Origin of the sequence: Butyrivibrio sp. VCD2006 (assembly GCF_000423925.1) — a bacterium.
In the GTDB taxonomy this organism is placed as follows: domain Bacteria; phylum Bacillota; class Clostridia; order Lachnospirales; family Lachnospiraceae; genus Butyrivibrio.
On the sequence record NZ_AUIX01000007.1, the window covers coordinates 139,110 to 163,486 of the forward strand.

Here is a 24,377-nt window from a genome sequence, read left to right on the forward strand (position 1 = left end):
ATATGAAACAAGAAAAGAAACCTTTTAATTATGCAAAATTCTATAGAAGAACAGGACTGATTATATACGATATCCTAAGTATCATAGCGGCCAGTTACTTCGCACTTCTGATGAGATACGAGTTTAATGTGGATCTGGTGCCATATGAGTTTATGGCTCCTGTATCAAACTTTTTGCTCATCAATATAGTGCTCTCATTAGTGATTTTTTACTTTTTCAGATTGTATAACAGTCTGTGGGCATACGCCGGGGAGACTGAGCTTCAGAACCTTGTTACAGGATGTGTTGTCTGCGGAGTAGTAAATGCAATAGGACTTCAGTTTTTCAGAGTGGGAAGACTTCCTGTTCCTCAGAGCTATTACTTTCTGTATACCTTTATTCTGATCACGCTTATTTTCATTAGCAGGTTCAGTTATAGGTTTTTCAGAAGCATAAAGCACAAGACGGAAAACAGAAAAAATACAATATCCGTTATGGTTATCGGTGCAGGTGAATCCGGCAATATAATCATTAAGGAGATTGTTAACAGCAATTTTTCCACAATGGTTATCAGATGTATCATTGATGATGACAGAAGTAAGTGGGGACACTATATACAGGGAATCCGCGTAGTTGGCGGAAGAGATAAGATCCTTGAATGTGCTGATCTCTATGATATAGATGAGATAATTGTAGCCATTCCTTCATTATCAAGGAGTGAAATGAGAAAGCTTCTTGATCTTTGTAAGGAGACCAACTGTAAGCTTAGATCACTTCCAGGTGTTTATCAGCTTGTAAACGGCGAAGTGAATGTTAGCAAGCTCCGTGAAGTAGAGGTTGAAGATCTTTTGGGAAGAGATCCTATTGCTGTTGATCTCAATCAGATTGCGGGATATGTCAGCGATAAGGTTGTTCTTGTTACAGGCGGAGGCGGATCAATCGGCTCTGAGCTTTGCAGACAGATAGCCAATCACAAGCCGAAGAGACTTGTGATAGTTGATATATATGAGAATAATGCCTACGATATTCAGCAGGAGCTTAAGAGAAACCATCCTGATCTGGATCTTGTGGTGCTGATAGCATCAGTAAGAAATACGAACAGAATTAACAGGATCTTTGAGGAGTACAAACCTCAGATCGTTTACCATGCAGCAGCACACAAACATGTGCCGCTCATGGAGGATAGTCCGAACGAGGCCATCAAGAATAATGTATTTGGTACATTTAAGACGGCTATGGCAGCAGCCATGAATGGATGTCAGAAGTTCGTTATGATCTCAACAGATAAAGCTGTTAACCCTACAAATATCATGGGTGCCAGCAAGAGAATCTGTGAGATGATAGTGCAGACCTTTAATAAGCACTATGATACTGAGTTTGTTGCTGTTCGTTTTGGTAATGTATTGGGATCCAATGGATCTGTAATACCGCTCTTTAAGAAACAGATTATGGCAGGCGGTCCTGTAACTGTAACAGACCCTAATATTATAAGATATTTTATGACGATACCTGAAGCAGTCAGCCTTGTAATGCAGGCTGGAGCTTATGCCAAGGGCGGAGAGATATTTGTCCTTGATATGGGTGAGCCGGTAAGAATACTTGATCTTGCTGAAAATCTGATAAAGCTCTCAGGCTACAAAGTGGGAGAGGACATAAAAATCGAGTTTACCGGTCTTCGTCCGGGAGAGAAGTTATATGAAGAGATGCTCATGGATGAAGAAGGGCTTCAGGATACAGCCAATAGAATGATACATATCGGAAAGCCGATAAATATGGATGATATGAAGTTCTTTTCACAGCTTGAGGAGCTTAATGGAGCTTCCAAGGCAGAGCATGCTGATGAGATCAGAGAGATTGTCCAAAAGATTGTTACAACATATCATCCCGAGGACAATGCTGATTCACACTCGCTTGAACATCAGAGAGCTTTGGAGAGAGCTGCTGAGCTGATCAATGAGACGGAGTGACGTTTAATTCCGGTTTATAGCGGAGGGATTATGGATAAGAGATTTGACGGTATAAAGAAATTCGAAAACAGAGTATGGCTCGCTTCACCGACTATGCATGGCGATGAGCTTAAGTGGATAAACAGTGCTATAGAGGCTAACTGGGTTTCCACTCTTGGTGAGAATATTAACGAAGTTGAAAGAATAACTTCGGAGATAACAGGTAGAAAGTATGCTGTCGGACTGAGTTCAGGAACAGCTGCTCTTCATCTTGCCATAAGACTTGCAGGTGAGAGAGTGTATGGACCTAAGCCGGCAAATGTTGGAACACTTCAGGGACAGAAAGTATTCTGCTCAGACATGACTTTTGATGCGACAGTTAACCCTGTGGCATATGAAGGCGGAGAAGCAGTTTTTATTGATTCGGAATATGATAGCTGGAATATGAGCCCGGAGGCTTTGGAAAAGGCTTTTGAGATTTTTCCTGATGTAAAGATAATTGTGGTGGCTTATCTGTACGGAACTCCCGGAAAAATAAGTGAAATCAGAGAAATAGCAGACAGACACGGAGCAATCATAGTTGAAGATGCTGCGGAGTCCTTTGGCGCTACATATAATGGAATACAGACAGGGAAATTCGGAGACTATAGCATTATCTCCTTTAACGGTAACAAGATAATCACAGGCAGTGCAGGAGGACTTTTCCTTACAGATTCAGAATTTGACTGCCATAAGGTGAGAAAGCTCAGCACACAGGCAAGAGAGGATGCGCAGTGGTATCAGCATGAGGAGCTTGGATATAACTATCGCATGTCCAATATTGTTGCCGGTATTGTCAGAGGACAGCTTCCGTACCTTGATGAGCATATTGCACTTAAGAAAAAGGTTTATGAAAGATATAGAGAAGGATTAAAGGATTTACCGGTTACAATGAATCCTATCCCGCAGAACACAGAGCCCAACTATTGGCTCAGCTGTTTATTGATAGATAGGGAAGCTATGTGTGAACAGGTCAGATCTGAAAGGAAGGCTCTTTATAAGACTGAGCCGGGTAAATCATGTCCGACAGAAATCTTTGAAACACTGGCCGCTTTTAATGCAGACGCAAGACCTATATGGAAGCCTATGCATATGCAACCCATATATAGGAATAATAGCTTTGTAACTATCGAGGGCATACTTCGCGGTAGAAGTAATGCATATATTGATGAGGGTAATGCTGTAGATATCAGTATGGACATTTTTGATAGAGGTTTGTGTCTTCCTTCAGATATAAAAATGACTGAACAGGAACAGGATGTAGTTATTGATATTATCCACAGATGTTTCAATTAAATGGATTTTTCGATAAACAAAGGATAAGGGGCGCTTGTTATGAGCTTGTCACGCTCACATAAAAGAAAAAGAATACTATTATTTGTAGATGGGGTTTCATTGGCGCTGTCTTATGTTTTGATGATTACTCTGCGCTTTAACTGGTATTTCAAAAAGGATTGGATGATTCCCCTTTACTCCATGCTGTTTATTATGGAGATATTGTTTGCAACACTTGTCACAGTATATAGAGGCAGACGATTGGATTACAAACCCATAGAGGACTGCGATCCGCTTGAAGTCTTTGTGGAAGTGTTCAAAAGTCAGGCAATCCTGTTTGTGTTTTTACTGATAGTACTAATGGTTACTAAAAACACTAATAGGGTATCAAGGATTGCCATGGGAATTCTTGTTATTACCAATTTTCTTTTTGTGCTAATATTCCGAATGGTCTACAGAGGTGTTCTGATCAAGAACGGCAATCCGGAAATTCACAGAAGAAAGCTCGCTGCGCTTGTGTATTCTGAGGATATTGAGTCGGCAAGAGTACATCTCCAAAATGATCTTGGACTGGAGTTTTCACTGGAAGGAGTTCACAGTCTTGATGAGGCGTATCCGAAGAATGGGTTAAGATTATCGGAAGATGATGAGGTAGCAAGGAAAAGAAACGAACTTATAAAGTACGTGAAGGATGCCGGCTGTACAGATGCATTTATTTGCGTTCCTGACAAGCTGGATATAGCGGGCTTTGTAAGAAGCGATATAGTGAAAAGACTGGGTGATGTCGGAATCAATACATATTTTGGACTGTCTTTGGACGGGCAGTGGATCACTCAGAACCTGTTAAGGGGAATAGGATATTATCAGGCAACATATTTTTCTGCAATGGCAAAACGCTGCAGAGTCCTTGGGATTGATTTTGCCGTATCCAACGTTGAAAATGCAGTTTTATATGTCAGAACGCATCTGAAGAATTTCTATGGAAAATACATTTGCTTTTGTAATGTTCATACTACAGTCGAAGCCAGCGAAGATTCTGAGTATATGAAGATTCAGAATTCCTCTGCATTAACTTTCCCTGATGGACAGCCCATTGTTAATATGATTCAAAAGGCAGGATATGTGAAAGCTGAGAGAATTGCAGGTCCTGATTTTATGGAAGTGATGTTCAATGCGACCATGGATGGCAAAATTTCACACTTCTTTTATGGATCTTCTGAGGAAACTATTGAACTGTTAAAGAAAAAACTTCTGGAGAGATTTCCCGGTATGGATATAAGAGGTTTCTATTCTCCGCCGTTCAGAGAGCTTACTAAGGAAGAGGATGAAGAGATAGTTGATATGCTCAATGCTTCCGGAGCTGATCTGATATGGATAGGCCTTGGGGCTCCTAAGCAGGAAAAGTGGATGGCTGCACATGAGGGACGCATTCATGGAGCAATGCTTGGTGTTGGGGCCGGGTTCAATTTCTTTGCCGGAAATATCAAGCGAGCACCAAGATGGGTAAGAAAAATCGGCATGGAATGGCTTTACAGACTATTCCAGGACCCTAAACGTCTTTTCAAGAGATACTTTGAGTCAAATATAAAGTTTATTTGGAAAGCAATAGTACTCAGAAAATAAGAAAATGCGAAATTTATCGCGTTTCCGTGACGCCACTTTAAATCGACAGAGTGTCCGCCACACAAAGACAAAAGTGCGTCAGTGCTTGACTTATTTTAACTTTTTGATATAATTTAATCTCGGTTATGATATTTTATTGATTAATAATGTAATGCTTACATTTAGAACAACGGCGTTCCTACTTGCGAGGTGTAAGATTGGAACGCTTATTCTATCTATAAGCTGAAATAGGATTTTGGGGTCATGAGTATTCTGAATAATCCATACAAGGGAGATTATGATCACTTTCCCGAGGTGGATAAAAAAGGGAGGTTCCGCGACAGATTCTTCTATAAAGGGGATATCTATGTGCTTCCTTATGATGAAACTGAAAAAAAGAAGACCTATCTGCCCTGCATATTGTTCGGCGTCGGAATGTTTGCTTCTCTGATTGTTCAGGGATTAGTTAATCAGACATCTTCACGTACACTGTGGGTGGTTCTTCCTTATTTTATTCAGTTCCTTCCTGTGCTTTTCTTCCTTATTGGAATAATGGAATATGTAGGAGCAACTCCAAGGATGACCAGAGAGCAATATGATAAGGGCGTAGGTCGCATGCATTTTTGCGGTATAGCGGTTATTGTGCTGGCTGTTGTAAGTGCTATTTGTGATGTTATATATCTCATTATCAGGCATGGTCAGTATGATGTGGTTCGTGAACTGACATACCTGGTTTTACATGTGCCTGTAATTGTTGTGGCATGTTTGTTTGCCGGATACTATAATAGGAAATTTTCCGGAATCTCAGTTCAGAAACTGGATTAACTGATGATAACTTCTTGTTATATTAAGTAATAAGATATGTCTATTAGAAAGTGTTTTTTATGTCCTATATACTTTCTGATGAAGGAATATTTGGTGACAACCACTAAAGTGGATGCACATAAATATTTGGGGGGAAGAAAAACCCCGGAATGGAGGGCAAAATGAAAAAGTTAGGCAAATTTCTGGCATTAGGACTTGCCGGAACAATGGTTGCCAGCGCAGTTGGTTGTGGCGGTAACACTGCAAGCAATGAGCCTGCAACTGATTCTGCAGAAACAACAGAGTCTACTGCAGAAGCTTCTACTGCAGAAGCGGCTGAGGAAAGTTCTGACGCTACTGAGGCTGAATCTACAGAAGAAGCAACAGAGACCACGGAGAATACAGGAAGCGGTGCTCCCCTTGTAATTGGTGAGTCAGAGTTTTCTGAGAAATTCAGTCCTTTCTTCGCAAATTCTGCTTATGATATCAACGTTGAGCAGATGACTTCTTTACCGCTTCTTAAGGTTGATCGTATGGGTGAGATCATCATGAACGGTATCGAGGGTGAGACCAAGGAATATGATGGTAACAGCTATGAGTACAAGGGACCCGCAAACTGTGAGGTTACAGAGAACGAGGATGGTACAGTTGATTATGCATTTGAGCTTCGTGATGATCTTACATTCTCAGATGGTGAGCCTATCACTATAGATGATGTAATTTTCTCAATGTATGTACTTGCAGATCCTTCTTATGATGGACCTTCATCGTTCAATGCACTTCCTATCAATGGTATGGAAGCTTACAGAAGTGGATCTGATACACTTTTCAACCTTCTTGTTAAGGCTGGTGAGGATAACACAGATTTCACATACTTCACAGAAGACCAGCAGAAGAAGTTCTGGGAGACAGATTTCCCTGCAGCTAAAGAGCAGTTTATAAATGACATCGCTGATTACTGCACAGCAAACGGCGCAGTTTCATCAGATGAAGATGTTGCAAAGGATCCTATTGCAAATGCTATGGCTAACTGGGGCTATGGTAAAGCAGAGGGTGGCGTTCTTACAGCTCCTTCAGGTGCTACTTTCGATGTTAAGGGTGGCCAGGCTCCTACAGTAGATGATTTCTGGAATGAGATTATTGCTGCATATGATGGAGACGTTATGGCAGCTGCTGATGCTGAGAAGGCTGGTGACGGCATTCTTGATATGCTCAGTGATGATTACAAGAATTCAATCGAGACAGGTGATTCTGCAACTTCTATCACAGGTATCGAGAAGACAGGCGACTACTCAATGGTAGTACATATGGATAAGCTTGATGCAACAGCTATCTATTCACTTCCTGTAGAGATTGCTCCTCTTCACTACTATGGTGATAAGGCTGAGTACGATTATGATAACAACAAGTTCGGATTTTCAAAGGGTGATCTTTCAACTGTAAGAGCTAAGACAACAGAGCCTCTTGGAGCTGGCCCTTATGTATTCCAGAAGTATGAGAACAAGATTGTTTACTTCACAGCAAATGATAGCTATTATCTTGGCGCTCCTATCATAAAGGACGTTCAGATGAAGGTTACTCAGCAGGCTGATGCTGAACCCGCTGTCGTTCAGGGTACAATTGATGTTGCTGAGCCTTCAGCAAATAAGTCAACACTTGAGCAGATTGCAGGTGACAACTCAAATGGTGAGCTTATAGGTGATAAGATTGCTACATCACTTGTTGATAACAATGGTTATGGTTACATTGGAATGAACTCTGAGAACGTTAAGGTTGGCGACGATCCTTCAAGTGATGAGTCAAAGGCTCTCCGTAAGGCTATAGCAACTGTTCTTGCTGTACACCGTGATGTTGTTATTGATTCTTACTATGGCGATGCAGCTAATGTTATTAACTATCCTATTTCTAACACATCATGGGCAGCACCTCAGGCTTCAGACCCTGATTACAAGGTTGCTTTCTCTGTTGATGCTGATGGAAACGACATCTATACAGATGGCATGAGTGAGGATGAGAAGTATGATGCAGCTCTTCAGGCAGCACTTGGCTTCTTTGAGAAGGCTGGTTATACAGTAGAAGATGGTAAGCTTACTGCAGCTCCTGCAGGTGCTAAGCTTTCATACGAGGCTATGATTCCTGCAGATGGTTCAGGTGATCACCCTTCATTCGGTATCCTTACAGCAGCTAAGGAAGACCTTGCAAAAATTGGCTTTGACCTTATTATCAATGACCTTTCAGATTCTTCAGTTCTCTGGTCAGCAACTGAAGGTGGCACAGCAGAGATCTGGTGTGCAGCATGGGGCTCATCAATCGATCCTGATATGTATCAGATTTATCACTCAGAAGGTGGTTCTGCATACATGTACAGAATCAACCAGAAGGAACTTGATGACCTTGTAGTTGAAGCTCGTTCAACAACTGATCAGTCAGTTCGTAAAGCAATTTATAAAGAAGCTCTTGATTATATCGTTGATTATGCAGTTGAAATTCCGGTTTATCAGAGACAGCAGTGCTCTATCTACTCTGTAGAGCGTGTTGATGTTGATAATTCTGAAATGCTTCAGGATCAGACAACATACTTCCACTTCTTTGCAAGCACAAGTGCTCACGATGGAATTGAGAAGCTTATGACTAAGTAATTCGTGTTTTAAAATTGAAATGCACGTAACTTTGTCCGTGGGGGCCTATATGGCTTCCACGGACATGTTATGTTGTGGAATACTTCATGACTTTAAACTGACAGAGAATTGACTTTTCAATTTATATAGAAAAAAGCTGATTTCGAAAAATATGTTTCGCATAGCGAAATTTTTATATAGATTGCATTACTCCCCGAGGAATGCGAAAAATTTACAGGTAGAAGATATTTAACAATAGAAGGAGTATAGACAACAATGAAGAAGTTCATACTAAAACGTCTACTCATATCAGTAGTATTACTGTTTTTCGTATCTATGATTATTTATACAATCATGAGATGTATGCCTACATCATACGTTGAACAGCAGGCAATGGCTTTGTCAACAAAGCCCGGTGCTAAGAGCTACTCTGAGTGGGTGGAACAGCTCAATGCACAATATGGCTTGGACACGGGGGTAATCCAGGGATATTTCAAGTGGGCGTCAAGAGCGGCCAGACTTGATTTTGGTGATTCATGGTTTTGGAATCAACCTGTTCTTAAGAAGTTTGCGAGTGTTATCTGGTATTCATTTGCACTTGGACTTGTAACTTTTATTTTGGAGATTATAATCGCAATACCTGCCGGTGTTGCTGCTGCAAGAAAACAGTACTCTGCAACAGACTATACCGTAACGGTTATCGCACTTATCGGAATTTCGCTTCCGAGCTTTTTCTTTGCGACGATTTTGAAATATGTTTTATCAGTTAAGCTTGGATGGCTTGATCTGTATGGAATAGTTGGCAGATATCATGAATCTTATACTTCAGTGGGTAAGATACTTGATATGGCCAGACATATGATCATGCCGGTTATTACGCTGACTGTTGTAAGTGTTGGTTCATTGATGCGTTACACAAGAACAAACATGCTTGAGGTTTTGAATGCGGATTACATCCGTACAGCAAGAGCTAAAGGTCTTTCTGAGGACAGAGTGGTTAATCATCATGCCTTCAGAAATACACTTATTCCGATAGTAACACTTCTTGGTGGATCACTTCCGGGACTTTTCTCAGGTGCTATGATCACAGAGACATTGTTCCAGATTCCCGGTATCGGATATACATCATACCAGTGTGTAGTACAGGGTGATATACCTTTTGTTATGTTCTACATGGTATTTATGGCAGTACTTATTTTACTTGGAAATCTTATTGCAGATATTCTTTATGCAGTAGTTGATCCCAGAGTAAGAGTAAACTAAGGAAAGGAGGAGGATGAAATGTCAGAAGAAAGAAAAGAAAATATAGCTGAAGTAGTAAATGACGAAGCAGCTAAAGATGAAAAAGACGGAAAAGGCATAGAAGTAGAATTTAAATTAGAAATGCATCTCGATGATGCTAACAGAGTCCGTGTCCTCTCTCCGGGAATGATGGTCCTTAAGAGATTCCTTAGAAACAGACTTGCTATAGTTGGTATGTTTATTATAGTAGCCATGTTCCTGTTTACTTTTGTTGGTGGCGCACTCTATCCATATTCAGAGAGTCAGGTATTCTATAAGACTGAGCTGGTAATGAAGGATTTTGCAGGAGCTACTGAAATTGATCAGTTCCAGTTCCAGACAGCCGATGGAGTTGAGCTTCCTTCAGATATTAATTCAAAAGCTCTTATTGCGGTATCAAAGAAGAAATATGTTTTTGAGACACGTGGCGGTGAGATGCTTGGTCTTATTCCTGCTGCTGAGGATTCAGATGTATTTCTGGTGTATGCACTTGAGCCCACTCAGCTTTTCCTTAAGGGAAATAAAGAGTTTGATTCAGCTGTAAAAGCAGGAAGAAATGATTTTGAGCAGGATGGAAAGATTTACATGTTCAACGGCGAGGACTTCAAGGCGGACGTCTATGAGGCTACAGAAATCGCAGTTGCAAGTAAGAGATCATTTACAGGCTACAGCAAGGAAACTAATTTTAGTTACGATTTTTATCGCAATTCACTTGTTGCGGTAGCAACAAAAGCTAATTCATTCGAAGCAGACGGAAATTCATATAACATCAGTGATGGTCTTGTTGAGCTGAATGGTGATGCATATGCGGTTGTTTCAAATATGAACTTCAATGCAATTGATTCAGCAGTTTTCCTTAGCCCTGATTATAAGGCTGCAGCGCTTGAAGCTTTTGAAACCTCAGGAAATTCAGGCTCCTTTGAGTATGCCGATGAAGAAGGGAATATGGTTGAGTACCGTTTTGAGAAAAAGACAGGTCAGTACACAATCAAAAAGTATCAGGATTCAAGACTAATAGATACATATGCAGCTCCTTCCAAGGATCATCTTGTAGGAACAGATGCAAACGGTATGGACCTTCTTGCACGTCTTATGTATGGTGGCAGAATTTCACTGCTTATTGGTTTTGTAGTTGTCTTTATTGAAGTATTTATCGGTATGATTATCGGTGGTGTTGCCGGTTTCTTTGGAGGCTGGGTAGACAATCTGCTTATGAGACTTGTTGATGTAGTTTACTGTATTCCGGCTATGCCGCTTTATCTGATTCTTGGTTCAATCATGGACTACTATCAGGCAAGCCCAAGAGCACGTATATATCTTCTTTGTGTAATCATGGGTGTTATCGGATGGGTAGGAATCGCCCGTATTGTAAGAGGTCAGATTCTTTCACTCCGTGAACAGGAATTCATGGTAGCTGCAGATGCACTTGGTATCAGCACATACCGCAGAATATTCAAGCACCTTATTCCTAACGTAATACCTCAGCTCATCGTATTTGCAAGTATGGGCCTTGGTGAGGTTATCCTTTCAGAAGCATCACTCAGTTTCCTTGGTCTTGGTATCAAGTATCCTGCTGCTTCATGGGGAAGTATCATCAACGCTGTTAACGATTCATATGTCATGACTAACTATCTCTTTGTATGGCTTCCTGCAGGAACACTTATCCTTCTTACTGTTCTTGCGTTCAACTTTATTGGTGATGGCTTAAGAGATGCTTTTGACCCGAAGATGAAGAGGTAAGGAGAAATAATATGGCAAAGAATTCAAATTATATCTCGGCTAAGGAGTCAAGAAAAATCTCAAGAGAGAACAGAAAGATTACTTCCGAGATAGAGAAAAAGAGAAATAGAAAACATATTCCCGAGATTGAGTATGTTACATCAATGAAGAATCCTGATAACTGTGTAGAGTTTGATAACGTACACACATATTTCTTCACAGATATAGGAACTGTTAAGGCTGTTGACGGAGTATCATTTGAGGTACCCCAGGGTAAGACAGTAGGAATAGTTGGTGAGTCAGGTTGTGGTAAATCCGTTACCAGTCTCTCACTCATGCAGCTTGTTCAGAGACCTGCAGGACAGACTGTTGAAGGTCAGATTCGTTTTAACGATGGTAATAGAACAATAAATGTTGTTAATGCCCCGGCTTCCGTAATGCAGAAGCTTCGTGGTAACAAGATGTCAATGATCTTCCAGGAGCCAATGACATCACTGAATCCGGTTTTCAGAATTGGTGATCAGGTTGATGAGGTTATTTCACTTCACAACCCTGAAATGACACCTGAACAGGTTAAAGCAAGAACAATCGAGATGCTTCAGATGGTTGGTATTGCAAACAAAGAGGGTGTATACCAGATGTATCCTCACGAGCTTTCAGGTGGTATGCGTCAGCGTATTATGATCGCTATGGCGCTTGCATGTGATCCCAAGCTTATCATTGCCGATGAGCCTACAACTGCACTTGATGTTACTATTCAGGCTCAGATTCTTGATCTTTTAAGAAACCTTAAGGACAAGATCAACAGTTCAATCATGCTCATTACTCACGACCTTGGTGTTGTCGCAGAGATGGCTGATTACGTTGTTGTTATGTACGCAGGACGTGTTGTTGAAAAAGGTACTGCAAGAGAGATCTTCAAGGATCCCAGACATCCTTACACAATTGGACTTATGAATTCTAAGCCCGTTGTTGGTAAGCATGTAGACAAGCTCTACAGTATTCCCGGAAACGTACCTAATCCTATTGATATGCCTGATTACTGCTATTTTAAGGATAGATGTGAGATGTGCGTAGAGAAGTGCTCTGGAAAATATCCCGGTGTTTACAAGGTATCACCTACTCATGAAGTAAGCTGCTACAGATGTGAACAGGTAATTGGCGATGCAAAAAATGAGGAAGGAGGTGCAAACTAATGAGTGAAAAAACCAATGAAATTAAGGAAAACATTCTTGAAGTAAGGCACCTCAAAAAGTATTTCCCTATTAAGGGAGGTTTCTTTGGCGGTGTTACCGGAAATGTTAAGGCTGTTGATGATGTAACATTTTCAATTCCGCGTGGAACAACCATGGGACTTGTAGGAGAGTCAGGCTGTGGTAAGTCAACAACAGGAAGAACTATTCTCAGACTTCTTGAGAAGACTGAGGGAGAGATCATTTTCAACGGTCAGGATATCAGCACATATAACAAGAAGCAGCTTCGTGAGCTTCGTACTAAGATGCAGATTATTTTCCAGGATCCGTACTCTTCACTTTCTCCCCGTCTTCCTATCGGTGAGATTATCGGAGAGGCTGTGCGTGAGCATAATCTTGTGCCTAAGGCTGAGTTTAATGACTACATTACTGAAGTTATGAAAGAGTGTGGTCTTCAGGAATACCATAAGGATCGTTATCCTCATGAGTTTTCCGGTGGACAGAGACAGCGTATCTGTATAGCAAGAGCACTTGCTGTAAAGCCTGAATTTGTTGTTTGTGATGAGCCTGTATCTGCGCTTGATGTTTCAATTCAGGCACAGATCATAAATCTTCTTAAGGATCTTCAGGAGAAGAATAACCTTACATATCTGTTTATTTCTCATGACCTTTCGGTTGTTGAGCATATCTCAGATTTTGTAGGTGTTATGTATCTTGGTAACCTTGTAGAGACAGGTGCTACAGATGATATTTTTGCTAATCCGCTTCATCCGTATACAAAGGCACTTTTCAGTGCTATTCCTATGCCTGATCCGGATATCAAGAAGGAGAGAGTTCTCCTTGAGGGAGATATTCCTTCACCCGCTAATCCGCCTAAGGGATGTAAGTTCCATACAAGATGTCCTCATTGCATGGGTATCTGTAAGGAGCAGGAGCCCAAGGCAAAGGATATGGGCAATGGACATGTTGTAAGATGTCATCTTTATGATAAATAATATTTTAAAACTCCGGCCAATTTGGTCGGAGTTTTTTGTAAGCAAAACATTTTTTACTTTATATCTCGAAGGTTTAAATCTTTTACACCATTCATGGCTTTTGCATAAATAACAAATACAAATATTGCTGTGATCATTGCTCCGAATATGCAGGAAGGAATGTTCGGCGATAGAATAAAGGCAAGATGGATTTGTTCCATGCTTTTTAGTATGGAATGAACCATTATAACTCCAAAAAAGATACCAAGTATTATACCGATAACTGTTGTGAAGTAGACTTCTCTTACACAGAAGCCTATGGTTTCTTTTTCTGTAAAACCATTTATTCTCATAACTGTCAGTTCTGTCTTTTTAGAAATAAGATACATGTTAGCCAGGTTAAGAAGGACGAACAGAGCCATAACACCTGCCAGGACGACTAGCAGACCAATAATGAGATTAAGGACCATCACAAGGCTTTCAAAGGTTGCTATAACTTCAGATGAAGGTTTGTAGGATTCAAAGCCTTCAATGTCTTTGAGGCTGCTAATAAGGGCCTCTGGGGCATCCGTATCCATGTCCTTTGGAAGTTTTATTAAGAATGCGTTGTCTTTATAGGTGTCATTTAATGTTTTCTCATAGTATTCTTTTGATATTACTGTAAAACGACCGATGTTATTATCCATAATACCGCTTACGGTTACCGGGTGTTTATAACCGAGGTCATCCATAAGTGTTATGTCGTCACCGGGCTTTAGAGAATAAATTTCCGCCAGTTTATTGGTTATGACAAGGCCGTTTTTTAGAGAATCAATATCCTGATCAGGCAGTGGTCTGAACTTATGTAGGCTCTCGAAATCATCAGTGATTATAAACTCTGTAAATTCCATTGTATCATCAATCTGTACGCTTCCATTTTTACTTAGAATTGAAACGTAGGAGATACCGTTTGATGAAAGCGCATCGGATACTTCTTTTAATGCGTTTTCATAAAGGTTAGTGTTCATGACAATTTTGCCGTCATAAAGCATGTATTTGTCTACCTGTTGGTTTATGGTACCTATTATGTTAAAACGAAGTGAAAAGCCAATAACAATCAGAGCGCAACAGCCTGAAATGCTGATGATAGTGACAAGAATCCTTACGATATCAGTGCGCATATTCAGGATGATCATTCTATTGTAAAGAGAAAGGCTTTTAAGAAGAGGATTATTTCGCAGCTTTGCAGCCTCCTTATCGGGAGCCTGAGGCGCGAGAAGCTTTTTGGCTGACTTTTTAAGGAGTTCTGAGCATGAAAAGTAAATAGAGGTAAGTGCAACGATTATCGCAAGGACGATAGTTACAATTGTAGGGATAGGGCTGATAACATAAGGAAATGCACCAAAAATGAAGTGATCAGCATACCCGAGACCGATAACCCATTCTAATGCTGTATATGATAGAATGATTCCTACAGCAATGCCAAGTATGGAGGATGACAAACCAAATATAAGGTATTTCGAAAATACTTCAGGTGCAAACATGCCAAGAGCCTTTGAAACACCAATCTGAGTTTTTTGCTCGTAAACCATTCTTGATAAAGAGGCAAATATGACCATTATGGCGATAACTACAAATAAAACAGCAAAGGTTTTGTTAAGGCTATGCAGATTCTCTGCGTTGTTTTTTAGATTTGAGTAATCAGCACTGGCGTTGCGGTTAAATACATACCAGTCGCATTGACCTTTACTTTTCATCTTTTCATAACGCTTGCACGTATCATCAACACGCTTTATCGCATGATCATAAGAGCGTTTGGCATCCTCGTAATTACTAATCTGTTCATCAGGGGTTCTGTATTCAGAGGGCTCTTCTGAAATGAAAACCGATAGCATGTTGGAGAGATCTGACATTACAACGCCGGTCTTGCTGTCCATAGATTTGACCATACGACCTGCCAGTCTTAGTTCTCCCTCTGCGGAGGATAGCTCCTTTTTACTGTCATCAATCTGGTCTTGCAAAAAAGAAAGATGAGCAGCATATCTTTCTCCGGCGCGTTCTTTACCCAGTTCCTCCAGAGCATCTACATATTCAGCTACAGCATCAAAGTAGGGCTGCCCAAAAATGTCAGAATATGCTGAATGATCAAAGGTGACTTCGGCGAGAGTGTAGCAATTATCCAATTTTTCCATGTCGAAGGCATCTTTTGTGACAAGGACGCAGTAAGTCTCGTCCATATCAAAGGTTGAGTGTTCTGCGTGGGTGAAGATGCCGGTTATTATGAATTCTGAATCTGTAAGTTCAGGAATATCTTCAGCGTATTCGTCGGTCAGACTTAATTCATCTCCCAATGTAATCCCCAGTTTTTGGGCAAGATTCTCTTCCAGCATACATTCATTTTGAGCAGAAGGTAATGTTCCCTCGCTGATGATGGGAATACCGATTCTAAAGGGAACGGATGTGACATAAACATTTTGAGTATTGGCTCCGGCATCGATTTTTGCGTTTATTCTGTAAACACCTTCAACGTCAGTTATACCGGGAACGGCTTTGATTGCGTTTAGATCATCCTCAGAGAGCATACAATTGGAAGAAATCTGAATATCTCTGAAATTCGTGGATTCATAGAGATTTTTCCCAGCGGTAGAAAGACCGTAGGCAGAGTAAGTAAGCCCCAGATATGCGGCTACGGCAAATGAGGAAATAACAATGATGGACAGCCATGAAACAAGCTGCTTTTTGATGTTTCTAAGAGCATCCTTGAGCTGGGTTTTTTTCATGAGCATCACCAAAAAGGATCAGTGGTTACCAGGAGAGATCAGTAGCCGAGCTTGGAGAATGGTTCTCAATTATCTCAGCTATCTGGCCATCTTTTATTCTGATGACTCGGTTTGCCATTTTTGAAATCTCATTATTGTGAGTAACCATGACAACAGTAGTCTTGTTTTGTTTTACGATATTTTCAAAAACCTGCAATACTTCAATGCTGGTAGTGAAGTCGAGAGCTGCTGTAGGTTCATCTGCAAGAATAAGACGAGGGCGCTTGCATACTGCCCTGGCGATGGATACACGCTGCTGCTGCCCTCCGCTCATTTGCGATGGATAGTTGTTTTTTCTTTCAGATAATCCAACCATTTCAATGGCTTCTTCAGGAGGCATTGAATCAGGAATCAGTTCTGCAACGAATGTCACATTTTCAAGTGCTGTGAGATTAGGCATAAGATGATAATCCTGAAAAACAAAGCCAATATAGTTTCTCCTGTAAGCAGTTAGTTCATCCGGGGAGGGGTGGGAGAAATCCTTTCCATCGAGAAACATAGTGCCGTTTGTCAGGTGATCCATACCGCCCATTATGTTCAGGATGGTTGTTTTTCCGCAACCGCTCTCGCCAAGAATAGCAACAAATTCTCCTTCATAAATATCAAGGGAAATAGCCTTAAGAGCTTCAAGCTTACCATCACCGGTATTAAATTCTCTAGTTACATCCTTTAGGGATATGATTACCTTTTTATCTTCTGACATAGTATCTCCGTGGCCTACGATTACAGAAAAAGTAATACCTCAAGAATAATATAGCATAATGTGAAGTCAATAAATTTTAAGTAATGAGTTAGAATGTTAAATAGTTATAAATAAATTCTGAAAAAACAGATAGGATAGAGGCTACTGTCTAATTTCATGTATAATTGATATTGGATAAGAATGCGCAGGGAGTCGATTATGATCACAATACTTAGTCTGGGGATTATTGCGGTCGGTATTCTTGCTATGCGTGCTAGAAGTATAAGCCGTACAGTAGGTATTGTCTGGATTAATCTGGAAGTAAATGTGACAATTGCATATATCGTCTTGGTATGGGCTCTTCGTACTTATGATAAATATTTTGGCCTTGATAGCAATTATTTCTATGTTGCAACCGTGACCATTTTTATTCTTGCGCTCAACACTTATCTTCTTTGCGCCTTTAAAGTCACTGTAGGGCTTGTAAGATATCAGGAAAAGAGTCCGGTATTATCCCTTGTTCCAATTATTCTTGAGTTTATCTATTTGCTCGTGCTTAATCCAATAAATCATTTTGTGTTTTTTGATGAAGTGAAGGGAGTTGATTCTGTTGAAAGGATAGCTTATATTGTTATATCGACACTTATAAGTCTGTTTTACGCGTCAGTATCTGTTGCGCTTGCATGGAAGCACAGGAGGAGACTTGGGAAATATGCACCTGCGGTTATAACGTTTATTGTGCTATTGGATTTTTTGATGCTTGTCCTAAATCATAAAATTGAGGATTTTGGATTTATGGGAGCTGCTTTTGCAGCCGGTGTTACATTTAATCTGGTAATGCTTTATCTTGTTGATAATCCTACTGATCCAAAGACAGGACTATATACAAAGCCGGCTTTTTTACGTGCGGTTGAGGAGGATCTGATACTGAATCCGCATATGGAATATAAGATTTGTCTTTTGGATATCAGAGACTTTCAGGATGTAAATGAACGTTTTGGCTTTGAAAGAGGCGATGATATCCTAAGGCGTGTAGCCATAGCGATGAGGCAGAGCTTTTCCTGGGAAGTTGAACTGGCATATCTTGGCGAGGACAATTTTGTCGGACTTTTTCCGGAAGGGTCTTATTGGATGCTTCAGGGAATTTTGAAGCTTGATGATATGTATCCCGGAGAGGATATGGATTATAATCTTTCTCTCTATTCAGGCGTTTATCCCATCAAGGATAGAACGATGAATCCTATTCTCATGTGCGACAGAGCCCGTTTTGCGATGGATTCTATCCGCTATGAGTATGATAAACATGAAAAGATTTTTGATGAACAGCTCGAGCACTCATTTGAAATGCAGGCATATATGCTCCACAACTGTGACAGGGCGATACATGAACGTGATTTTGTCCCGTATTTTCAACCAATCTATGATGCCAAGACGAAGAAAATATGCAGTGCTGAGGCGCTGATAAGATGGAAAGACAAGCAATATGGACTGATAAGTCCCGGTGATTTTATTCCTATATTTGAGAGGAATGGTTTCATCAATAAGCTGGATGTTTACATGTGGGAATCTGTATGTAAGCAGATAGCGGATTGGAGAAAAGAAGGGATATTGGTTCCGCCTATTTCAGTTAATATTTCAAGAAGAGATCTGCAGATGGAAAATCTGTATGAAATAATGCTGGACCTAATTAAAAAGTATCACCTGTCTCCGTTGGATATTAAACTTGAGATTACCGAAAGTGCTTTTGTGGCAGATAACCAGAAATTCTTTGGGACTGTAGATGTTCTTAAAGAGGTTGGTTTCAGGATTCTAATGGATGACTTTGGAAGTGGGTATTCTAGCTTTAATACTTTCAAGGACGCTCACGTTGATATCCTTAAGGCAGACATGAAGTTTATGGATGGAATTGAATCATCCGAAAAGGGAAAAATAGTTATCAATACAATAGTTGATATGACTAAAAAGCTGGATATGCCTATAGTGGTAGAGGGAGTGGAAACAGAAGAACAGTATGAATATCTTAAATCCATAGGCTGTGAGATGATACAGGGCTATTATTTTTCAAGACCTGTACCGGCTGATGATTTCAGAGAATTGATAAAATAAAAGGCGCCGCTTTGATTGCGACGCCTTTTCTATGTCTGTTTACTGGATTACGAGCTGATCCCAAGTATCTGCGGGAACAAGTGCGATGTAAGTTTTACCATTATTGATCTCAAGCTCGTTAGCCTGTGAATCAAAGTACTGAGTTTTTACAAGTTCACCTGTTTTTGTCCAAACGATATCAGTTGCCTTACCGTTTGTGCAGTAGTAACCTGGCTGGTTGATATCGATACAGTTATAAATAAGATAACCGTGATCATCAAGCTGGTTAAATGTGCACTTCTGAAGAATTACATTCTTAAATGAAAGAACTTCGCCATCTTCGCCATCCTTGTGAGGATTGCCGTAATCATAATACTCGTATTCCTGAGTCTGCTCGTTATAAACAAGTTTTGAGCTGTTGTGTGTGAAAGGTACTATGTCAATTGTTGTAGCATCAAGGCACTTATAATAGCCCTTGTTCTCAAGATGTACTTCGTTGCCCCAGGGAGTGAAATTGAAGTGATTTTCTTTTACTCCATCGGGAGTGAACTCGTTATATGTTGTAGAGAAATTGCTTGCTGAGAAATTGTTTTCAAGATCACCTGCAAGAATATACTCTGTGTACTCTCTCTTCTTACCATTGTCTACACGTGAGAATGTTCCGGAGAAATGGTTTGTACCCCACTCCTTCTTGAGATAGGGATCGATATGAACCTTGGGACCACCATCGTGGCAAAGTACTGCGTTCCACTCAGCAGCAAGGATAATGTTTGTAGGTCTGGTACTTCTGATAGAACCGAGCTGTTTGATTGAACCCCAATCCTTCATCATACACATAAGACGAGTGATACGGCCGTTCTGTGTACTGTTCATCATCTCATAAACAACATCGCATTCAGCTGTTCCGAAGTGAGGAAGAGCAGCAGTTTCATTGTCGACCATAACAGCTATGGGACGCTGATCCTTAAGTGACTCGCTTATAGGTTCACCTGTGAGCTCACTTCTGTACATGCCTGCGGGTATCTCGGCAGAAACAATTTCCTCCTGAGGTGCTTCTTCCTCTGCAGGAGTTTCTTCTACAGGCTCCTCAGCAGGTGTCTCATCCTCGATTGCTTCCCAGGAAAGTCCCTCTTCAGCTTCATTGGCAGGTGCTTCTGTTTTGTCGCCGCAACCAACGATTGATGTAAGCATCATAGCTGTAAGAGCAAAGCTTACTATACGCTTATTAAATTTCATAATATAAATCCTCCTTAAAATGTGTTAAAGACACATCCTCATTATTTTAACAGAAAAGATATTACGGAAAAAGTAAAATTTAAAAATTTAGTTAATAAATATTATGAAGAATAGTCTCTCCTTTTGCGGTCAGCTGCTTCTATAAGCATACGAAGCTCATCCTCATCTCTTGGGGTTCCGTGTGAATATCCGCTTGTATAATGGATGGGCTTGTCAATTTCCGGAATTCTAAGGGTTGCCATGCTTCGCTCCCAAATGGAAAGCCTTTGAAGAGCATCACTAAGCTCCATGTCCTGAAGGATTATTAGGAATGAATCTGAGCCATAGCGGTAGGAATGGCTGTCTGTAAGGTGAGTTTTTATATAGCTTCCTACCTGGTTCAGGATTGCATTTCCTGCCTCAACACCATATTCATCATTGACCTTTGAAAATTCATCAAGATCCAGCATTACGACGATTATGTGATGATTCTGGTAAGAATCAAAGTCATCTCTAAGGGCATAACGATTTTTCATATCAGTTACATTGTCATGTACAGGAACGTTCTGAAGCATATCGTTCATAGTCTCTATACGGTGAATACGCTCAAGTTCTGTTGCCTGCATACGATACTTGTTAAAAGAGCCTATTACTGTAAGAATAGCAAACAGTGCGTAATTGAAAAGATTTATGGTTTTGGCTCCGTCATAGGCATACAAAATAAGATAAAACACTATATAGGATCCCCATATGAGGATCATGCTTGTTATTGGCGGTAAGAGAAAGAAATTTACCAGACAGAATATTATGGCAAAGAAAACAAACATCTGATTGCCATGAGCGTAATGGTAAAAAGAAGTTACGATTCCGAATATTATTATAAGGACATAATAAATAATGCTCAGATGTCTGTATGAGCTAAAGGGCAGTTTTGAATTGTTAAGTCCATGTTGCGCGATAGCAAAAGTTATAGCGCTTACAACTGTTGAATAGATTGCACTCGGAACAACAGCAGGCTCTGAAAGAACGCTTCTGAAAAATGTAAAATATGAGATCAGAGCAAGCAGCTCAATGATGGTGAAAGCAAAGGATATATCACGAGTTGACTTGAGATTTATACGGTAAAGCCCCTCTTTTATGGAAGGGTGTATATATGGATTTAAATAATTTGCCAGAGATTTTTTCACTTCAGAAAAAGTTGCCATTAGTTCCTACCTTCGATAATATAATGATAACGACTGGTAAGTGCTGATAATTATGAAAGAATTGAATCTGCATACAACAACACATACCAAGCAAAATTATATCATAAACGGACAAGTTTCTGAATAATGAGATAAAAACAGGAGATTTTAAAATGCTTTATGAGATATTACTCAGTATGTTCACACAGCATCAGGTAGCTGCCATAGGAATGATGGTTTCATTTGTGCTTACTTTTCTTACTCTTAACATGAAATTTTCATTTCTGCCACAGGATCAGGGTAGGGCGTTTGCGATAAACGGAGCTCTGTCGAAGGGCAAGCTTAGAGGAGTCGGCATCGTTTTTGTTATAGATTTTATTCTGGTAGCGGTTCTGTTTCTTCCGCTATCTGTTGAGCTTATCATTTACCTGGGCCTTCTTTTTCTTATCATGCTGAGCGGATATCTGGATGATGCATCCGAGAAGCCGTGGAATGAATATAAAAAGGGACTTATAGATTTCGTACTTTCTGTTGCCACAATGTATACCTTTTTGTCACAAAACAGTACGAAGGTAAAGCTGATGGCATATGAGTTCAATATTCCATACCCGGTTTATTTTGTTCTTGGAGTAGCTCTTATATGGGTGGCAATCAATGTTACCAATTGCTCTGACGGTGTCGATGGACTTTGTGCATCGCTTGTTATTGTAACGGTGATGTCATTTGTTATTATTTTCCCGGAAAATCTTGGAAGCCTTGGAACGGCAGGACAGCTTCTTGTGGCTGTTTTGCTTGCGTATCTGTACTTCAACTGTTCCCCGAGTTCAATGCTTATGGGGGATGCGGGTTCAAGAGCACTTGGCTTTTTTATAGCACTGATAGCTATGAAATCTGGTCATCCGTTTTCATATCTTTTGTTATCGTTAGTGCTGATAATCGATGGGGGCCTGGGACTTATAAAGATAACACTCATAAGATTTTTCAAGCTGAATGTTATGTCTAATCTAAGGACACCTATACATGATCATGTCAGAAAAAATCTGGGATGGTCGGATACCCAGGTGGTGATCAGATTTACAATAATGCAGGTTATTTTATCTATCCTGTTTGTTGCGTTGTAATAATTTAGTTGTAGAAGGATGATAATGAAAAAAGCCGTCTGTCAAAAAAATGACAACGGCTTTTATTATTAATAATTTTCTTTGGCTTATTTAAACGTCATAGGTTTTATTTTTAAGGCGTTCTTCAAATTCACTAAGTTCAAGAGGTTTGTCATAAAAGAATCCCTGGACCAGGTCACAACCTACGCGCTGCAAGAACTCAATCTGGTCTGTTCTCTCGACACCTTCGGTTATTACTTCAATATCGAGTTCCTTTGCCATGTTAATGATGTTTCTTAATACGACTTCGTCCCGGTGAGTGAGTACATCATTTTCAATGAAGGACTTATCAATTTTAATGGTGGATACCGGTAGGTCACGCAGTATTCCCAGGGATGAATAGCCTGTTCCAAAATCATCGATGGAGCTTGCGATATTCATTCCGTCCAGCTTATTAAGGAAGTTTGTTATAAGGCTTTTTTCGCGCTGCGTTGCTGTCTCTGTAACCTCTATCTGAATGTAAGACAGATCAATGCCATACTTGGTGATTATTTCAAGAATCTGATCTGCAAGTCTCTCATCGGTGAGATCACTTCTGGAAAAGTTTACCGATATAGGCACAGGATCAAGCCCCATGTCCAGCCATCTTCGAAGAGTCCTGCAAACTTCTTCTATGACGTAAATATCAAGTCCGATTGAATAACTGTTTCTCTCAAGAACCGGCACAAACTCTGATGGATAAACATATTCCCCCTTAAAGAGCCAGCGTGAAAGAGCTTCGGCACCTATAAGAGTGTGGGTTTTAGTGTCAACTTTAGGCTGATAAAATACTTTAAATTCATTGTTTGAAAGTCCGTCTTCAAATCTGTCCTCAATCTGTTTTTCACGGTAAACCCGAGTACTCATTTCTTTAGTGACAAACAGGAACGGCTCATTGGCAAGCGACCTTGCTACACTAAGTGCAATGGAACTTCTACCAAGTATCTGCCCGGGATTTTTCAAGGATTCGTCTATGTCATAGACACCTGCAATGGCGCTTATGGTAATCGGGATCTTTTCACCATCCCTTATGCCGAAAACAGGGGTCTTCTGAAGTAGGTTAAGGAAATCTCCCGTGCGCTCTTTTCTGATAAGTGCAACAAAGTTGTCGCCACCGAGATGACCTATTACTTCGTCCTCTTTACAGAATTCTAAAAGCGTTCTTGCATATCTGCGAATAATATTATCTGTCTCATCGGTTCCAAAACGCCTGTTTATCAGTCCAAAGCCCTTTAAATTAAAATAATAGGAGTTGTATTTGGTGATTTCACCTGCGATGATTTTTTGCGTTGCAAAGGAAAGGAAACCGCCTGAATTAGGCAGACCTGTTAAATACTGAGTAAGTGCACTTTTTTGAACGAGCTCGACAAGCCTGAACCTTCCAACATGCATGAGAAATATTCGTATGGCAGATAGAATCAGCTGTCTCTCATCAGGACTCCAGTTGGTTTCAACAGAACCATATACATGGGCAGTGATTGTACCATTTTCAAAAGTGTGTTGGGATTCCTCGAGCCAGACAATTTCGGGCTCTTCATCAGAGAGCATCTCACCCTGATAAACAGTGATGTGTCTGACTTCACCAGTAGGAGTCTGTCTGGTTTCCGGGATATTCATGTCCAGTGTTATTCTGGAAATTCCAAGATCCAAGGCAAACAAAGAAAAGGCATTGTATGCTGCCTCCATGGTGTTTTCCGTAGCGGAAAGTATCTGAACGAATTTATCGAGAATATTATTATCCATGAATTACCACTCAAAAAATTGTTGCGGTGACTATTTTTATTTTGCTATAAAAAGATGCTAAGTACAAGTGAATTTATATCGCTTTTAATATTAGTTTTAAT

General features: G+C 40.3%; 16 protein-coding genes. 11 read left to right on the forward strand and 5 right to left on the reverse strand.

The window, feature by feature from the left end; genetic code table 11:
• Positions 1–2 precede the first annotated feature (2 nt).
• The 9 genes from G586_RS0104560 to G586_RS0104600 all read left to right on the forward strand — a co-directional run bounded on the left by G586_RS0104560 (position 3) and on the right by G586_RS0104600 (position 13,451).
• The gene (locus G586_RS0104560; RefSeq protein ID WP_026526772.1) at positions 3–1,946 is read left to right on the forward strand and encodes a polysaccharide biosynthesis protein; all 1,944 of its coding nucleotides are present in this window, start codon (positions 3–5) and stop codon (positions 1,944–1,946) included.
• Between the two features lie 30 nt (positions 1,947–1,976).
• On the forward strand, positions 1,977–3,260 hold the full coding sequence (locus G586_RS0104565) for a DegT/DnrJ/EryC1/StrS family aminotransferase (protein ID WP_026526773.1): 1,284 nt from the start codon (positions 1,977–1,979) through the stop codon (positions 3,258–3,260).
• A gap of 39 nt (positions 3,261–3,299) precedes the next feature.
• The gene (locus tag G586_RS26910) at positions 3,300–4,862 is read left to right on the forward strand and encodes a WecB/TagA/CpsF family glycosyltransferase (protein WP_242831971.1); all 1,563 of its coding nucleotides are present in this window, start codon (positions 3,300–3,302) and stop codon (positions 4,860–4,862) included.
• Positions 4,863–5,105: 243 nt separating this feature from the next.
• The gene (locus G586_RS0104575; RefSeq protein WP_026526775.1) at positions 5,106–5,666 is read left to right on the forward strand and encodes a hypothetical protein; all 561 of its coding nucleotides are present in this window, start codon (positions 5,106–5,108) and stop codon (positions 5,664–5,666) included.
• A gap of 161 nt (positions 5,667–5,827) precedes the next feature.
• Positions 5,828–8,284, forward strand: coding sequence for an ABC transporter substrate-binding protein (locus G586_RS21755; protein WP_051204526.1), 2,457 nt, complete (start codon positions 5,828–5,830; stop codon positions 8,282–8,284).
• 255 nt (positions 8,285–8,539) lie between these two features.
• Entirely contained in the window at positions 8,540–9,526 is a 987-nt protein-coding gene (locus tag G586_RS0104585; protein ID WP_026526776.1) for an ABC transporter permease, read from the forward strand.
• A gap of 18 nt (positions 9,527–9,544) precedes the next feature.
• Positions 9,545–11,284 (forward strand): ABC transporter permease, encoded by a 1,740-nt coding sequence (locus G586_RS25520; RefSeq protein WP_081674188.1) that lies wholly within the window; start codon positions 9,545–9,547, stop codon positions 11,282–11,284.
• A gap of 11 nt (positions 11,285–11,295) precedes the next feature.
• Positions 11,296–12,459 (forward strand): ABC transporter ATP-binding protein, encoded by a 1,164-nt coding sequence (locus tag G586_RS0104595; protein WP_026526778.1) that lies wholly within the window; start codon positions 11,296–11,298, stop codon positions 12,457–12,459.
• Positions 12,459–13,451 (forward strand): ABC transporter ATP-binding protein, encoded by a 993-nt coding sequence (locus G586_RS0104600; RefSeq protein WP_026526779.1) that lies wholly within the window; start codon positions 12,459–12,461, stop codon positions 13,449–13,451. The genes G586_RS0104595 and G586_RS0104600 overlap by 1 nt, the downstream gene beginning before the upstream one ends.
• A 53-nt stretch (positions 13,452–13,504) precedes the next feature.
• On the opposite strand, the gene G586_RS0104605 is transcribed toward G586_RS0104600, so the two are convergent.
• Both G586_RS0104605 and G586_RS0104610 read right to left on the reverse strand, forming a co-directional pair.
• A complete protein-coding gene (locus G586_RS0104605; RefSeq protein ID WP_026526780.1) occupies positions 13,505–16,189 on the reverse strand; it encodes an ABC transporter permease in 2,685 nt (894 codons plus the stop codon).
• A gap of 25 nt (positions 16,190–16,214) precedes the next feature.
• A complete protein-coding gene (locus tag G586_RS0104610; protein ID WP_026526781.1) occupies positions 16,215–16,931 on the reverse strand; it encodes an ABC transporter ATP-binding protein in 717 nt (238 codons plus the stop codon).
• Positions 16,932–17,129: 198 nt separating this feature from the next.
• Here G586_RS0104610 and G586_RS0104615 point away from each other — a divergent pair, with 198 nt between their 5' ends.
• Positions 17,130–19,016, forward strand: a complete 1,887-nt coding sequence (locus G586_RS0104615; RefSeq protein WP_026526782.1) for a putative bifunctional diguanylate cyclase/phosphodiesterase — start codon at positions 17,130–17,132, stop codon at positions 19,014–19,016.
• A gap of 39 nt (positions 19,017–19,055) precedes the next feature.
• Here the strand turns inward: G586_RS0104615 and G586_RS0104620 are convergent, their stop codons facing one another.
• The gene (locus G586_RS0104620; protein ID WP_026526783.1) at positions 19,056–20,231 is read right to left on the reverse strand and encodes a DUF3048 domain-containing protein; all 1,176 of its coding nucleotides are present in this window, start codon (positions 20,229–20,231) and stop codon (positions 19,056–19,058) included.
• Between the two features lie 101 nt (positions 20,232–20,332).
• Positions 20,333–21,415, reverse strand: coding sequence for a GGDEF domain-containing protein (locus tag G586_RS0104625; protein WP_026526784.1), 1,083 nt, complete (start codon positions 21,413–21,415; stop codon positions 20,333–20,335).
• A gap of 152 nt (positions 21,416–21,567) precedes the next feature.
• Between G586_RS0104625 and G586_RS0104630 the strand changes: the two genes are divergently transcribed.
• Positions 21,568–22,515, forward strand: a complete 948-nt coding sequence (locus G586_RS0104630) for a phospho-N-acetylmuramoyl-pentapeptide-transferase (RefSeq protein WP_051204528.1) — start codon at positions 21,568–21,570, stop codon at positions 22,513–22,515.
• A gap of 90 nt (positions 22,516–22,605) precedes the next feature.
• Here G586_RS0104630 and G586_RS0104635 read toward each other — a convergent pair whose 3' ends face one another.
• Positions 22,606–24,276: a putative bifunctional diguanylate cyclase/phosphodiesterase gene (locus G586_RS0104635; protein ID WP_026526786.1), complete on the reverse strand. Its 1,671-nt coding sequence runs from the start codon at positions 24,274–24,276 to the stop codon at positions 22,606–22,608.
• Positions 24,277–24,377: the final 101 nt, after the last annotated feature.